The sequence below is a fragment of the Stenotrophomonas sp. GD03930 genome (assembly GCF_029839665.1).
Lineage (GTDB): Bacteria > Pseudomonadota > Gammaproteobacteria > Xanthomonadales > Xanthomonadaceae > Stenotrophomonas > Stenotrophomonas forensis.
The window spans coordinates 373,163-388,853 of sequence record NZ_JAOCAV010000003.1 but is presented as its reverse complement, the minus strand read 5'-3'; the positions used below and the strand labels follow the sequence as shown (position 1 = coordinate 388,853).

Below are 15,691 nucleotides of genomic sequence, written 5' to 3'. Positions count from 1 at the left end.
CGAACCGACGGCCGCGCTCTGCGCGGCCGTTTGTTTTTCCCCAACGCCTGCCCAACGGGCGTTTGGATGGACGGAACACTGCGTTCGCGTGACAACGCTTTTGCCGATCCGGGCCGCTCAATGGCCGGGTTCTGGCCGCCTGTCGTCTACGACTTCTGTCTAGCGCCGGGCAAATGCTGCTGTGCGATAATGGCGTGATCCCCGGCACAGGCCGAGGACGTCATTCACGTGCCTGACCAATGCGCTTGGGCAGGCGCCTTCCCATGAAGGAGCGCACACAGTGTCCGATCTTGATCAGGTCACGCTCAACGCCGGCGATAAGTCGGTCGTTCTGCCCGTCATCAAACCCACCCTTGGCAACGACTGCGTCGACATCGCGAAGCTGACCAAGGAAACGGGGTATTTCACCTACGATTCCGGCTTCACCGCGACGGCCAGCTGCAAGTCCGCCATCACGTACATCGACGGCGACAAGGGCGTGCTGCTGTACCGCGGCTACCCGATTGAACAGCTGTCGGAAAAGTCGAGCTACGTCGAAGTGGCCTACCTGCTGATCAACGGCGAGCGCCCGAGCGCCGAGCAGCTGAAGGCCTTCACCGACGAGCTGGCGGCCGAAGCCAATGTCGATGCGTCGATCAACACCCTGATCGGCAGCTTCGCCAAGGATGCCCACCCGATGGCCATCCTGACCGCCGCCATCGCGCAGCTGTCGGGCATCTACCACACCTCGCTGGACCTGTCCGACGCCGAACAGCGCCGCCAGGCCGCCGTGCGCCTGATCGCCAAGGTGCCGACCCTGTCGGCGCTGATCTACCGCCACGGCAAGGGCCTGCCGGCCAACAAGCCGGACACCTCGCTGGATTACGTCAGCCGCTTCCTGAAGCAGACCTTCGAGTCGGCCGACGGCCAGTACGAGCTGAACCAGGACGTGGTCAAGGCGCTGGACCTGCTGTTCATCCTGCATGCCGACCACGAGCAGAACGCGTCGACCTCGACCGTGCGCCTGGTCGGTTCGACCGGTGCCAACCCGTATGCGTCGGTCGCTGCGGGCGTCACCGCGCTGTGGGGTCCGGCCCACGGCGGTGCCAACGAAGCCGTGCTGAAGATGCTGGAAGAGATCGGCACTGCCGACAACGTCGAGTCCGCCGTGCTCAAGGCCAAGGACAAGACCTCCGGCTTCCGCCTGATGGGCTTCGGCCACCGCGTCTACAAGAACTTCGACCCGCGCGCCAAGGTCATCGGTGAGATGACCGGCAAGGTGCTCAAGCAGCTGGGCGTGCAGGATCCGCTGCTGGACGTGGCCGTGAAGCTGGAACAGGCCGCGCTGCAGGACGAGTATTTCGTCGCCCGCAAGCTGTACCCGAACGTCGATTTCTACAGCGGCATCATCTACAAGGCGCTGCAGATCCCGACCGAAATGTTCACCGTCATGTTCGCCCTGGGCCGTACCTCCGGCTGGGTGTCGCATTGGCTGGAACAGCAGGTCGATCCGGAAATGAAGATCGGCCGTCCGCGCCAGGTCTACACCGGCAGCGACGTGCGCGACTACCAGGGCTGATCGGCCGCAGTAGGTTGTGCTGAAGACGCCCCGCATCCGCGGGGCGTTTTTTTTTGCCTGGCGTTGGTAGGTGCCAACCTTGGTTGACACGCATTCGGCCCAAACCATCCACGCATGGCGTGGATCTACTGGCGCCCCCGATTTGGTAGGTGCCAACCTTGGTTGGCACGCATCCCGCGGAAACCCTCCACGCATCGCGTGGATCTACCGAGCTCAACGGGCGTTGAACCACCACCGCGCCAAGACCGCGTGATTCAAGGGTCTCATCCGCTTCACAACGGCTCGCGCAGCCTCAGGACGCCATCTGCATTCGCAGCCCTTGAAATGGAGCGTCCATCCCGATGAGTACCCGATTTGATCCACCCGAGCGCGGACCGCTCGGCCCCGACGTTGCCACCGTCGTCACCGCCCCCATCGTTCCGCCCGCCAGCGAAAGCGCGGTGTCCTGGGGCGCGATCTTTGCCGGTGCCGTCGCCGCCGCCGCACTGTCCCTCATCCTGCTGATCCTTGGTGTCGGTCTCGGCCTGTCATCGGTGTCGCCGTGGTCGTTTGAAGGTGTCAGCAAGGAAACCTTCGGCTGGTCCAGCATCGCCTGGCTCACCTTCACCGCGCTGGCCGCCTCGGGCCTGGGTGGCTACCTGGCCGGTCGCCTGCGTACCAAGTGGACGCTGATCCACAGCGATGAAACCTACTTCCGCGACACCGCGCATGGCTTCGTGTCGTGGGCGGTGGCCACGCTGCTCACCGCCGGCCTGCTGACCTCGGCCATCGGTGGCGTGCTGGGAGCGGGCGCCAAGGTCGCCGGTGCCACGGCAGGTGCAGCCGCGTCGACGGCAGGCGTTGTCACGGCAGCAGCAGGTACCGCCGCTGCAGGCAATGCGCAGGAAGGCGACCTCAACTACTGGGTCGATTCGCTGTTCCGCAGCGCGCCTCGCCCGGCCCCGGGCGCACCGGAGGCAGGCACGCCGCCGGCACCGGGCGCGATGAACGACCCGGCAGCACCGCCGCCGCCGGCCGCACCGAACGCGGGTCCGCGTCCGGCCGGCATGACGCCGCCGCCGCGCCCGATGGCGGGTGGCCCTGGTGGCGATCGTCGCGAGATGCGTGCGGAAGTAAACCGCATCATCGTCAACAGCCTGCAGGGCGATGGCCTGGACCCGGCCGATACCCAGTACCTGTCGCAGCTGATTGCCCGCGAAACTGGCATGAGCGAAGCCGAAGCACAGGCCCGCGTCACCGACGTGCAGACACGCATGCGTGCGGCGCTGGAGAAGGCCAAGACCACGGCCAAGCAGGCCGCCGACGATGCACGCAAGGCAACTGCGTACGCCGCACTGTGGCTGTTCATCACCCTGCTGATCGGCGCCTTCTTCGCCAGCCTCAGCGCCACCTGGGGCGGCCGTCGCCGCGACCTGTAATTCCTATTGCTTCAGGAGAAAGGATATGAAGATGTTGCTGCTGTGGCTGCTGGGCGTTCCGATCCCGCTGCTGATCCTGTACGCGATTTTCTTCTGATGATTGCGTAGCGCGTGAACTCTCAGGCCGCCGAAAGGCGGCCTGAGCCATTCTGGATTGAGCGTTTCATGGTGTTTGCGCGGAGCAATGAGAAATGTTGCAAAAGCAGGTTGAGGGATATTGAGTAATTCCCAAACCTTGAGCGAATTCAAAAATTCTCATCAACGTTCAACGTTTTAGGAATGCTTGAATGGTTTGTGGGGCAATGGATTCCTAACATTCTCTCCGTCGCCCGCAACCACCTCCGCGGGCGGCGCTTCCCTCCTCTTTCAGGGGAGGGGAGCTTTCACGTTCCCTGTCCGAGAGAGACACGCCCCATGAACGCCATCATCAAGAAAGCCGCGCTCGCTGCAGCGCTGGCTACCGTTTCACTGTCTGCGCACGCCGTTGAAACCCGCATCAGCGTCTACGCCAACGTCGATGCCACGCTCGCCTTCCAGAAGGAAGACGGGTCCGCGCTGCCGGACTCGGTGCAGCTGGATTATCTGCCTGGCATCGGCCTGCGCCCGTGGAAGGAAAACACCCGTATCTTCTCCAACGATGAAAGCAAGGACATCGAAGTGAAGCTGGGCAGCGATCTTGAGCTGCGGCCCACTCTTGGCAATCCGGGTGCAAGGCCGGTGCCGATGTCCGTGATCCTCAACGGCATGACGCTGACCACGGCCGCTCAGGATCTGAAAGCAACCGACATTTTCGATGGCGCCGTCCAGGGCCGTTCGATCATGTTGCCGCTGAGTCTTGAGCAGACGACCCAGGGCGAAATCGTCGCTGGTGATTACGACGGCATGGCCGTCATCGTCATGGCCCAGAAGGCCACCAGCCCCTAAGCAACCCCGCCGGCCCGTCAGCACGGGCCGGCCTTTCAACGCGATTTCCCCGAATGAATTCTCCCGCACCCGCCGTGACCCGGCTGGCGCTGGCGCTCGCTCTGGCGTTGGCGCCAGCGCTGGCCCACGCCCGCAGCGTCCCCGCTGGCTTTGAAGATCTGGTGGAAGGCCAGACCGAGCAGCTGGACGTCAGCCTGTTCGGCCAATCGGCGGGGCTGTCGCCGGTGCGGGTGACGCTGGATGAGGTGCAGCTGCTGGAGCCGCAGCGCGTGGCCCAGGCCTTGGGCCTTTCCACCGAGGCGCAGGCCGCATTGCTGCCGGCGCTGTCGAAGCCGATGCCCCGCAACAGCCATCTGGCCTGCCGTTTTGGCGGCGCTGCGGCCGGCTGCGGCTACATGGCGCCGCCGGAAGATCCCGCGTCTGTGCACGCACTGTATGACGAAGGCGAAGGCGTGCTGCGCGTGTTCATCGCCCAGCAGTGGATCCCCGGGCAGACACCGGATGCGCATCGTTTCCATAACGTCACCGCCAACGCAGAGAACGCCTGGCTGCACCGGCAGACCGTCAACATCAGCGGCGGCCGCGATTATCAATCTTTGAGTGCGCAGGGCGCGGGCACGCTGGGCCTGTTCAAGCACGGGCACGTAGCAGGTGAGTGGAACTACAACCGTCAGCACTACCGCCGCAGCGGCAGCCGCGACGATTTCCAGCTGGACAGCGCGTATTACCGCCACGACCTCGGCCAGGAGCACTACCTGCAGATCGGCCTGATGGACCGGCGCAACCTGTCCAGCACCCAGGGTGGCACCTTTGCGTTCGGAATGCTGCCGCTGGACCGCTTCCGTGGTGTGCGTGCCGGCACCACGTACGCCTATGTGGACGCTGACGGAGCGATGCAGGCCTCGCCGCTCACCGTGCTGCTGGCACGCGATGCGCGCGTGGATGCCTTCGAGGGCGAGCGGCTGCTGCAGACCTTCTATCTGCAGGCCGGCGTCAATCAGCTGGATACCCGCAGTTTCCCGATGGGCAGCTACAGCGTCACCCTGCGCATCTACGAAGACGGCGTGCTGGTGCGCAGTGAGGATGCACCGTTCGACAAGGGCGGTGACTGGACCGATACGCGCCTGCAGTGGTTCGTGCAGGGCGGGCAGCGCGACGAGCGCCGCAGCCCCAGCGGTGACGGCGAGCGCGTGCTGCAGGCAGGTGTCCGCTTTCCACTGGCGCGCGACCTGGCGCTGACCGCAGGCGTGGCCGACATCGCCGGTTTCAGCTATGGCGAACTGCGGCTGGACGTGCGCCGCCAGTTCGCGACCCAGGATCTGCGCGGCGCCTTCAGCGTGCTGCGTGGCAGTGATGGCAGCAGCGGCCAGCAGCATCAACTGTCGTACCGCCGGCGTGCGTCGTGGAATCTGTACCAGCAACGCATGCGCGGCAATGCCTGCGGCTTCCAGCATGACAGCCGGGACCGCCTGGGCTGCAGCGACTCGCTCAGTGGCTCGATGTCGCTGCCGTTGGCGGGCGGCAGTGCCTACGTGGGCTATACGCGCCGCCAGACCTGGCGCCCGGCACAGGCGTTGCCTGGCTTTGACGAGGATCCCCTGGAGGGCCTGCTGCCATGGCTGCCGCCGGATCCGCTGCGCCCGCGCCGCGAAGCCCAGCGCAGCCGCACCTGGCAGGCCAGCTACAGCCGTACCGACCGCTGGGGCGAGTTCAGCGTGTCCAGCCGTGCCGGCGTATGGCAGCAGCACAACCACGGCAACACCAACACGCCCTCCAGCCGCGACAGGGGCGTGTTTATCAGCTTCAGCCTGAGCCGCCTGCAGAACGGCGAGCGCGGCAGCTCGCAGCGCCGCTACGCCGTGGACGCGCGCCAACCCGAACACCAGCGGCCGGACGTGACCTACAGCGTGGCGCAGAGCCTGCGGCAGGAGGTGGATGCCACCTACCGCGAAGCCAATGCCGAACTGCGCGCCACCAACAATGAACGTTACAGCGCGACCGTGGGCGGCCAGCTGCAGAACCCCTGGGGCCAGACCGGCATCACCGTCGGCGGCTATCGCCAGCCGGGACGCAGCGAGTTTTCCTACAGCGCCAACCATGCCTCCAGCTTCGCGCTGAGCCGTCGCGGTTTCTACTGGGGCGGCGGGGCCACCGCCGATGCGGGCCTGGCCGTGCAGGTGGATGACACCGACGATTTCGACCTGCGTGGCGTGGCTGCCGAACTGCAGGTGGGGGGGGCGCGCCGCCAGCGCCTGAACCTGGGCGAGCGCCGCTTGATGCCGCTGCAGGCCTACCAGTCGCACTATGCCGACCTGCAGGATGCCAGCACGGTGGATGGCATCGCCTCGGTGCGGGTGAGCGGCGTATCCGGCCTGCGCCCGCTGTTCCTGTCGCCCGGCCGGTTGGTTCGCATGCCGGTGCCGATCGAGGTGACCTACACCTTCGTCGGCAGTGCCCGCGATGTCGCCGGCCTGCCACTGGGCGGGGCGCGCATCCTCAACGCGCCGGTTGCCGGCACCAGCGCCAACGGCGGCTTCGTGGCCGATTTCCCGCGCAGGGAAAAGACCCTCTACCTGCTGCAGGACGACCGCCTGCTGCAGTGCCCGCTGCAGGTGCGCGAACGCCGCAGTGTGGTGCTGCTGGTGGGCGCAGTGCAGTGCGAGCCGCTTGCCGTGGCGCAGCTGCCGGCGGAGATCCGCCAGCAGGCACGGGTGACCCGGCTGCTGCAGGAACAGGCCTTGATCGCGGTTGTACCGCGGACCGCTGCTACAGGAGGAACGCCATGAAACGGCGTGTGGTGTTTATGTGGATGCTGGTAAGTGCGTTGGCTGTGGTGGTGCCTCGGGCCCTTGCTCAGCGACCGCCGCAGATGGATCCACCATCGGGTGTGATCACCCAGGATGTGGTGATGCCCTGGGATCGATCGGCGATACCGGCAGAGATCCAGGTGTGGCCGCGGCAGACGCTGATTGCGCATGACCATCTTGATCCATCGAAGCAGTACGGAGCTTTGTTTCTGACCTGTGTGTCTGCAAGTGATCCGGCGATGGGGCGATGTGCGGTGGAGGATACGCACTCGACGGCGACGCGTGTATTGAGCAAAGTTTCCACGTCGTTTATTGAGCAGCGAAGCGGCCATCGGTCAGATATTGACATCTCTGTGGGTGTTCAGCGTGTCGATCAAAGCGGTGCCTGCTCAGCTGGCTACTGGGCAGATATCCAGACGAGCTCTTCATCTGCAGGGATTCCATGCTTCGGCATACCACCGGTTGGTACGGGGGGAGTCCTGCTTATAAGTCAGCAAAACCTGCAGCGACTTACTGCTGGGCACTGGAAAGGCAGGCTCGAACTCCGCCTTCGCCGCCCGCCCGCAGAGTACCTGGCCACTTACGTCTTCAACTTTGACTTTACGGTCACCGATTACGACGCCGTCTCGATCTACCTGCCAGCCTTCGAATACGGCAACGCCCACGTCAATCTGGATCTGCGTTACGACCCGATCGCCAGGATGATCGGCGGACGCAAGGACGTCGATATGTGCCTGTACGACGGCGTCGGCTCCAGCAGCGAGTACCTGGGCGTTACCGTGCGCGACGCCGGTCCGCGCCCGCCCGGCGGTGATGGCTTCTCGGTCTGGCATCCGGATGCCGCCGGTGACGAGAGCGAGCGCGTGGACTTCGATGTGCTGCTCGACTACGCCGGCAACAGGCGGCGCATGCGCAACGGTGTGGAGGAGCAACTGAACGGCGTCGACAGCACCGCACTGCGCCTGGTCAAGCTGCCCAAGCTCGACCAGCCGGTGTACTGCGTGCCCGCGCCGTTGACTCTGCTCACGCCGCGGTTCCCTTCCAGCAGCAAGCGACAGGGCGTCTATACCGGCGAACTGAAGGTTGAACTGCGCGTGCCCTCGGCCCGCCCCTGATCTCTTCCAAGGAATCTCCCATGAAAAAGATTGTCCTCTCCCTCCTGCCGTTGGTTCTGCTGGTTGCACTACCGGCCCAGGCCAACCTGACCATCCATCCCATGCGCACTTCGATCGAGGGCAAGCGGAGTGCGCAGATCCGCGTGTACTCGCAGTCCACCCAGCCGCAGTACGTGCAGGTTGCGCTGCGGCGCATTGACAACCCGGCAAGTGAGAACGAGCGGGAGGTGGTGGTGGAGCCACACGAGGCCGCCATCAGCATCACCCCCGGCAAGTTTGCGCTGTCAGGCGGTGGCAATCGCCTGATCCGCCTGATCCCTCTGCAGAGCGTGGAAAAAGAAACCGCCTACCGCATCTATTTTGAGGGCGTGCGCGGCCCGGAAGAGATCGAGCATGAAGGTGAGGGCGAGTCACAGGCGAACGTGGGTGTCAGCCTGGTCTGGGGGGCCTTGGTCAACGTGGTGCCGACAGAAGGCGAAGTCGCGCTTCGCCTCCAAGGCAACAGCCTCCACAACACCGGCACGCTGCGCGTTGGTATCACCAGCGTGGCTGAGTGCAGCAGTGCCGGTGCCTGCACCGCGCACGATGTCTCCCACAGCCTGTACCCGGATGCCGCGCTGGAACTTCCTTTCCAGCCCAAGCCTGGCAGCACCTTGCAGCTGCGCTATCGCCTCACCCGCGACGGCTACCGCGAGCACGTGCAGACCGTCACCACCTCGGCAGGCTGAGTCCACTCCCATTCCCAGCCGGCGCATCGGCGCGGGCTGATCCTTCCCTCAGTTGTTAAGGAGTTTCAATGAATCGTATCTATCGACGTATATGGAATGCCGCCCGGCAATGTTGGGTGGTGGCCAGTGAGCTGTCGGCACCGCGAGGAAAGCGATCACAACTTCGTGGTCTTGCGGGCGCGCCTTCACTGGCCACATGCGCGTTGCTTCTAGCCGCCACTGAGGCGATTGCCGCACCGGTACCGTCCCATTGTTCCACACTTGAAGATTATGCGCTGTCTGTAGGCGTGGGCGTAAATCTGTGTATCGATGACACCACACGTGGTCCTGCGCACGGCGATAGTGGCGGCAGGAGATTGGTTGGGCAGCTGCTTACGATGGATCGCAACGTTGCGCAGGCTGCTACGGCGCAGAGTATCGCAAGCGTTCAGCACGCAGCTTCCGCCGCTTCCACCGGTCTGGAAGATTCAATCGTGCAGTTGGGGCGCTATGCCAAGGCGGAGAAGGAGAATGCCGTGGCTATCGGCAACTATGCGAGGGCCAGTCTCGGTGGGGTGGCAGTGGGGCGGAACGCAGTTTCCAGCGGTGATCGCTCGCTGTCCATTGGTGAGAATTCATCGTCTGCGGGGCTCTTTGGTACTGCCGTGGGCAACAGAGCTGATGCTTCCGCTCTCGGTAGCGTGGCGGTGGGGTACAACGCCGTGGCGGTGGGGACGTTCTCAGTGTCGTTGGGCGATGGCACGCGCGCGGAGAAGCGCGGATCCATGGCCTTCGGTCATGGCGCTCAGTCCATTCACGAAGGATCCATTGCGCTGGGCGAGAACGCGAGCACCTTCGACATCGATCAGGTTTCGTTTGGCGATTCATCACGCACGCGAAAGCTGGTCAACGTCAAGGCTGGCTTGGTGGCCTCGGATAGTTCCGAGGCAGTTACGGGCGCGCAGCTTTTTGCTACCGATCAGGTGGCGCATGATGCGAACGACGCAGCGCAGCTCGCCAACGTGGCAGCGAGTGACGCGCTAGTGAAAGCTGACGTGGCCCTGGGTAAGACCAGCGTCATGGAGGGCTTGATCCGTCAGGACGCGGTTGGCGGAAGCGTGCGCCTGGGCGCTGAGAACACCGGGGCCGTGCTGGATCTGCGTAACAAGTCCAATGCGAACCGGAAGATCACCGGGCTCGCGGCCGGTGCGGTTGGCAGCAGCAGCGCCGAGGCCGTGACCGGTGCCCAGCTGTATTCGACCGACCAGACTGCGCGAAGTGCAGACACGTCCGCAAAGGCTGCAGTCGTGTCTGCCAACTCCGCACTTGGCAAGGTCACCGAGCTTCAGGGGCTGGTGATGCAGGTATCGCCGACGGGCGCCGTTCGTTTGGGTGCCGAGAATGCCGGTGCCACGCTCGACGTGAAGAACAAGAGTGCAGGCAAGCGGACGATCACGGGTGTCGCAGACGGTGCAGTGATCAACGGCAGCAGTGATGCCGTTACCGGCAACCAACTCAATGCGACCAACGGGCGGGTGACCGCCGCGCAGCAGGACATCGCTGCTGCTGCAGGCCGCCTATCGGCGATTGAGCAGGCAAGCCGATACGTTGCGGTAGGCACGCCCGTGGATGACGAGAAGGCGCAGGCCGGCCGGCTTGGCATAGCGATGGGGGATTCGGCATTCGCAGCGCCCACAAAAGATGGCGCCGTTGCGCTTGGCAGCTACTCACGTGCGGAGGGTGAAGATTCAGTAGCCTTGGGGCGCGCTGCATGGGTGCAGGAAAGTGCACGCAGAGGCTTTGCGCTGGGCTCCCGTTCGGTGGTCGAGGAGGCCGATGGTCTGGCGTTGGGGGCGGGCAGCTCTGTCACGAAGGGTTCTGTGAATGCTGTCGCCATCGGTGCTGGATCCGTAGCGAAGGAAAGCAGCACAGTATCCTTCGGCGATGATGTCCTGCAGCGCCGCCTCACCAATCTTGCCCGCGGCACCGCCGACCACAACGCCACCACCGTCGGCCAGTTGAACGGCAGCCTCGCCACGCTCGGCGGTGGTGCCAAGCTGGATGCCAACGGCAACGTGACGGCCCCCACCTACAGAGTCCAGAACACCGACCAGCGCACCGTAGGCAGTGCCCTGACCGTCCTCGACAATGCCGTCCTCCGCACCACCTCCCGCGTCGACGGCATGGAAGGCCAGCTCCGCTCCATCTTCCAGGACACCTCCACCGCCCGTGCCGATGGCTTCAACCAGCTCACCCTCGCCGGTGCGCAGGGCATGGTCATTTCCAACGTGGCCAACGGCCTGATTGCCGCGGGCAGCCGCGAAGCGGTCAACGGTGGCCAGCTGCACGCGGTGCAGCAGCAGCTCAATGGCCGTATAGACGGGCTGGAGCAGCGTGTTGAAGGTAATGGCCTGGCGCCGCAGTCGCGTGCCATGGCGCTGGCATCCACTGAGCAGGAGGCAGCGGCACCGACGCCGCCTGCCAGGCAGGACGACAAGGTCGTCGCCGATACCGGCAGCGCACCGAAGTCCGCGCCCGCGCCGCAGCCCAAGGCCGATGCGCCCGAGTCACCCAAGCCGCAGGTCGACACCGCCGAGCTGGAGAAGATGCTGGCCCGCGCCAACGACTACAGCGATGGCATCGCCCGCGAAGTGGATGCGCGCCTGAACAAGATGGACAAGCGCTTCAACCGCATGGCGGCGATGAGCAGCGCGCAGACCGCCATGGCGATGAACACCGCCGGCCTGGCCACCTACAACCGCCTCGGTGCGGGCGTGGGCTATGCCGAGGGCGAATCGGCGATGGCGGTGGGCTACCAGCGCGTGTTGAACGACAAGGGTTCGGCCACCTTCAGCCTCAATGGTGCCTTCACCAACAGCGGTGAGCGCAGCATGGGCGTGGGTGTGGGCATCGGCTGGTAAGCCATGCAGCCCCGGCGTGGTGCGCGTAGCGAGCCCTGCCGCGCCGGGGCGCTTGCCGAGGAGAAGGCGATGTACGGATGGGTACGCCAGTTCATCAACTATCGCAGCTTCTACTTGTGGCGTGCGCGCTATCGGTACTACACGCGGAATGTGGACGGCTGGATGCTGTCCAGCGCGCTGTGCCTGGCGTGCATGGCGATGGTGCTGTGGTACTACTGGCGGGTGGCGAGCGTGCCGCCCCCACGCGTGCATCCCGAAGCGGCGGTGCTGCGCGTGGAAAACATCACCCATGAGGCCATCCGCCGCATCGTGCAGGTACGGCACGGTGGCAGCGTGCCTGGCGAGATGTTCAACACGCCCGAAGAGGTCCGCGCCGGCACGCTGCGCACGCTGCAGGTGCGGCAGCTGCTGGACAGTGCGGACGCGTGGCAACTGAAGGCCCACCTGCTGGCTGACATGGCCGACTACATCACCGCGACCGGAAGCTGCTTCCCCTACGAGTGCTGGCGAGTGACCCATCGCCTGGAACTGCTGCGTGCGGCGCAGGTGGAGAATACGGCGATCAACGAGGCGCTGGCGTCTGTGCTGGCCGAGCCGTTGGACATGATGCCGAACCTCGATGGCGGTGAGCGCATGCGCGTGCAGAGCGCCTGGTCCGATACATTTGGCGATGCCTACAACCAGACCTGGTTGCTGGGGGATCTGCAGGCCATGCACGCACGGATGATGCTGGAGTACCCGCAACGTGCGGGCGCACCGTGGCTGGCGCGCTTGCTGACCGGGGATGCGGAAGAGCCGCACCTTTACCCTCTGTAGCGTCGAGCCATGCCCGGCTGCTTTTCGGTCAGGCACCCGGATACTCGAAGTAGAGTGCGGACCGACGGTCCGCACCCCCTACAGCCCGCCAGAGGTTGTACCCCTTATCCGCCGATGTAGGCGGTGATCTCAGCCTCGGCCAGCAGCTGCCGCAGCTGGGCCACCGAGGCACGCCGCATCGGCTTCTCATCCACCGGCGACAGCGGTGCCTGGCGCAGGGCGTCATAGGGCAGCACCGCCAGGTCGAAGGTCAGCTCTTCGGCACTGAACACCCAGACTGGTACGTCGAGGCTGCGCTCGCGGTCCATGCGCAGCCGGCGCGTGCGCGATTCGGCGGGAATGCCGTGCTCGTCCAGGAAGCGGTGCACGGCCTCCGGGTCGTCGCTGTGCAGGTGCAGCTGCACGGGGCTGTTGGCGTCGGCGGTGCCCTCCAGCACCGGGCCGGCCAGGCGCGGCGCGAAGCCGTGCAGGAACTCCAGGGCGCGCATCGCGGCTTCGCGGCGGCGCTGCAGTTCGTTGCCATGCTGCGGCCCTGAGAACAGCCGCTGGTACTCGCGCAGGGCGTCCTCGATCTCGGTGTTGCGGGGCAGGGAGGCATCGTCGTGGATGCCGAGGCGGCTGGCGGCCTTCAACTTGGCCTGGTGGTAGTCGCGGATGCCGCCTTCGGCCATCAGGCGGGCGGCTTCGTGGGCGAGGCGGTGGCGCCGCTCGCGGGTCTGGCTGGCAGCATGCTGGCGCGCGCGATGCATGCGATGACTCCTGTTGCGACCTGGCTACAGACTAGCGCACGGATGTGACATCTGCGTGGGGGCGGGCATTGGTAGCGGCCAACCTTGGTTGGCCATCGTTGCGGGTGCCGACGTTGGTCGGCACCCCAGTGACCTTTCCTCAGAAGATATCGAACGCGGCGGCGTCGGCCTGCGGCGTATTGAGGTTCAGGTCGTAGTCGGTCAGGCGGTCCATGTCCTCCACCTTCACCCATTCGGTCGCGCCGTTGAGGGTGGCCTGGACCATGCCGCTGGGCGGGTCGTTCTGCGCGATCGGGGTGTCCTTCAGCGCGGTGCGCATGTAGTCGATCCAGATCGGCAGGGCGGCCTTGCCACCGTATTCGCGGTAACCCAGCGAGCGGAAGTCGTCGCGGCCGACCCACACGGTGGTCACGTACGGGCCGCCGAAACCGGAGAACCAGGCGTCGCGGTGGTCGTTGGTGGAGCCGGTCTTGCCACCCACGTCCTCGCGGCCGAGCACCTTGGCCTGGACGCCGGTACCGCGCTGGACCACGTCGCGCATCATCGACACCAGCTGGTAGGCGGTGCGGGCGTCGATCGCGCGCGGGGCGGTGCGGGCATCCGGGTTGGCCGGTACGGCAGCGGTTTCGGTCTTGGCTTCGGCCTTGGCTGCTGCAGCGGGGTCCACCTTCGGCGCCGGGGCACCGAAGTTGAAACCGTCCACGACCTGGTTGACCGGCTGGTCGCTGCTGCCGGCGCACTCGCGGCAGGCCAGTGCCGGGTTTTCCTTGAATACCAGGTTGCCGTCGCGGTCGTTGACCTGGTCGATCAGCCAGGTGTCCACGCGCGAGCCGCCATTGGCGAACACGGCGTAGCCACGGGCCACCGACAGCGGAGTGAGCGAGGCGGTGCCCAGCGACATCGACAGGTTCGGCGGCAGTTCCGATTCGGCGAAACCAAATTCGCTGATGTACTTGCGCGCGTAGTCCACGCCCATGCCGTCAAGCAGGCGCACCGAGACCAGGTTGCGCGATTGCACCAGTGCTTCGCGCAGGCGCATCGGGCCGCGGAAGCCGCCGCCGTCGTTCTGCGGGGCCCAGGTCTTGCCGCGGCGGTCGCGGAACACGACCGGGGCGTCGAGCACGATCGAGGCCGGGTTGTAGCCCTTGTCGAAGGCAGCCGCGTAGACGAACGGCTTGAAGCTCGAGCCCGGCTGGCGACGGGCCTGGGTGGCACGGTTGAACTTGTTGCCGGAGAAGCTGAAGCCACCGACCAGCGCCTTCAACGCGCCGTTGTGGGCATCCAGCGAGACCAGTGCGGACTGGCCGCGCGGCAGCTGGTCCAGCAGCCACTCACCGTCCTTGGCGCCGGCGCGCACGCGCACGATGTCGCCGCGCTGCACCAGCTTGCCCGGGGTCTTGTTGGTCCACTTGGCGGCGCCGGCTGGCAGCACGATCTCGCTGCGGTTGGCCAGCACCACGGTGGCGCTGCCGTCGGCGCCGGTGCTGGCGACGATCGCCGGCAGCAGGCCGGACTGGCCGAACATGCCGCGCAGGTGCTCGGCGAGGGCGGCGGCATCTTCGCCGGCGCCCACCTGGACCTGCTTCTCCACGCCGTGCCAGCCGTGGCGGTGGTCGTACAGCAGCAGGCCATCGCGGACGGCCAGGTTGGCGGCGGTCTGCAGGGGCGAGTCGATGGTGGTGGTGACGTGGTAACCCTTGTTGACCACATCGCCGCCGAAGCGGGCGATCATTTCCTGGCGCACCAGTTCGGCCACGTAGGGGGCATCGACCTGCACCGGCGGCTCATGCGCGCTGGCATGCATCGGCACCGCCTTGGCGGCGTCGGCTTCGGCCTGGGTGACGAACTTCAGGTCGGCCATGCGCTGCAGCACGTAGTTGTCGCGGCGCTGGCGGGCACGTTCCGGGTTGGAGATCGGGTTGCCGGAAGAGGGGAACTTGGGGATGCCGGCCAGCGAGGCCATCTCGTCCAGGTTCAGTTCGCCCAGCTTCTTGCCGTAATAGAACTCGGCGGCGGCGGCCACGCCGTAGGCGCGGTTGCCGAAGAAACTCTTGTTCAGGTACAGCTCGAAGATCTCGTCCTTGCTCAGCTCGGACTCGATCTTCCGCGCCAGCAGGATTTCGGCCAGCTTGCGGGTATAGCTGTACTCGGAGCTGAGGAAGAACTGGCGGGCGACCTGCTGGGTGATGGTCGAACCACCCGGCACGCGCTTGTCGTTGGTGGTGGCCAGCAGCCACACCGCGCGGCCGATGCCCATGTAGTCCACGCCGCCATGCTCGTAGAAGCGGGCATCCTCGGTGGCCAGGAACGCCTGCTTCAGGCGCTCGGGCACGTCCTTCATGGTGACCGGGGTACGGCGGGTCTCGCCGAACACCGCCATCAGCTTGCCGTCGGCGGCATAGACGTACATGGGTTCCTGCATCTCCACGTCGCGCAGGGTCTGCACGTCGGGAAGCTTGGAGGATACGGCGTAGTACAGACCGCCCACGGCGGCCGCGCCGATCAGCGCCAGGACCAGGACAATCAGGAAGATCCAGCGCAGCCAGCGGCGGAGTCGAGTCATCGGGTTCAGATTCCGATTGCGAATTTCGTGGTCGCAGAGTATAGATTACGCAAGGTGGCGGCTGGGGTCGGCACCGGGGAGCGCAAGGGGAACTGCCAGGGGCTGCAATGTGA

General features: G+C 65.6%; 11 protein-coding genes. 8 read left to right on the top strand and 3 right to left on the bottom strand.

The features are described 5' to 3' along the window. Positions 1–280 precede the first annotated feature (280 nt). Together N5C18_RS17415 and N5C18_RS17410 are read left to right on the top strand one after the other, a co-directional pair. The gene (locus N5C18_RS17415; RefSeq protein ID WP_164242503.1) at positions 281–1,558 is read left to right on the top strand and encodes a citrate synthase; all 1,278 of its coding nucleotides are present in this window, start codon (positions 281–283) and stop codon (positions 1,556–1,558) included. Positions 1,559–1,899: 341 nt separating this feature from the next. Further along, positions 1,900–2,976, top strand: coding sequence for a hypothetical protein (locus N5C18_RS17410; protein ID WP_164242432.1), 1,077 nt, complete (start codon positions 1,900–1,902; stop codon positions 2,974–2,976). A gap of 3 nt (positions 2,977–2,979) precedes the next feature. On the opposite strand, the gene N5C18_RS17405 is transcribed toward N5C18_RS17410, so the two are convergent. Further along, positions 2,980–3,225 carry a hypothetical protein gene (locus N5C18_RS17405; RefSeq protein ID WP_279945244.1) on the bottom strand — a complete coding sequence of 82 codons (246 nt, stop codon included), beginning with the start codon at positions 3,223–3,225 and terminating at the stop codon, positions 2,980–2,982. Positions 3,226–3,390: 165 nt separating this feature from the next. Between N5C18_RS17405 and N5C18_RS17400 the strand changes: the two genes are divergently transcribed. The 6 genes from N5C18_RS17400 to N5C18_RS17375 all read left to right on the top strand — a co-directional run bounded on the left by N5C18_RS17400 (position 3,391) and on the right by N5C18_RS17375 (position 12,266). Beyond that, complete coding sequence (locus N5C18_RS17400) at positions 3,391–3,900, top strand: CS1 type fimbrial major subunit (protein WP_053510003.1); 510 nt, start codon at positions 3,391–3,393, stop codon at positions 3,898–3,900. 53 nt (positions 3,901–3,953) lie between these two features. Further along, the gene (locus N5C18_RS17395) at positions 3,954–6,686 is read left to right on the top strand and encodes a TcfC E-set like domain-containing protein (protein ID WP_279945242.1); all 2,733 of its coding nucleotides are present in this window, start codon (positions 3,954–3,956) and stop codon (positions 6,684–6,686) included. Beyond that, positions 6,683–7,822 carry a CfaE/CblD family pilus tip adhesin gene (locus tag N5C18_RS17390; RefSeq protein ID WP_279945241.1) on the top strand — a complete coding sequence of 380 codons (1,140 nt, stop codon included), beginning with the start codon at positions 6,683–6,685 and terminating at the stop codon, positions 7,820–7,822. Before N5C18_RS17395 ends, N5C18_RS17390 begins: the two co-directional genes overlap by 4 nt. A 20-nt stretch (positions 7,823–7,842) precedes the next feature. Further along, the gene (locus N5C18_RS17385) at positions 7,843–8,550 is read left to right on the top strand and encodes a pilus assembly protein (protein WP_053510009.1); all 708 of its coding nucleotides are present in this window, start codon (positions 7,843–7,845) and stop codon (positions 8,548–8,550) included. Positions 8,551–8,618: 68 nt separating this feature from the next. Beyond that, positions 8,619–11,450: an ESPR-type extended signal peptide-containing protein gene (locus N5C18_RS17380; RefSeq protein WP_279945240.1), complete on the top strand. Its 2,832-nt coding sequence runs from the start codon at positions 8,619–8,621 to the stop codon at positions 11,448–11,450. A gap of 69 nt (positions 11,451–11,519) precedes the next feature. Continuing rightward, positions 11,520–12,266, top strand: coding sequence for a hypothetical protein (locus N5C18_RS17375; RefSeq protein ID WP_279945238.1), 747 nt, complete (start codon positions 11,520–11,522; stop codon positions 12,264–12,266). Between the two features lie 104 nt (positions 12,267–12,370). Here the strand turns inward: N5C18_RS17375 and N5C18_RS17370 are convergent, their stop codons facing one another. Together N5C18_RS17370 and N5C18_RS17365 are read right to left on the bottom strand one after the other, a co-directional pair. Next, a complete protein-coding gene (locus tag N5C18_RS17370; protein ID WP_043034094.1) occupies positions 12,371–13,015 on the bottom strand; it encodes a hypothetical protein in 645 nt (214 codons plus the stop codon). A 139-nt stretch (positions 13,016–13,154) separates the two neighbouring features. Then, the gene (locus tag N5C18_RS17365; RefSeq protein WP_345782067.1) at positions 13,155–15,578 is read right to left on the bottom strand and encodes a penicillin-binding protein 1A; all 2,424 of its coding nucleotides are present in this window, start codon (positions 15,576–15,578) and stop codon (positions 13,155–13,157) included. Between the last annotated feature and the right edge of the window lie 113 nt (positions 15,579–15,691).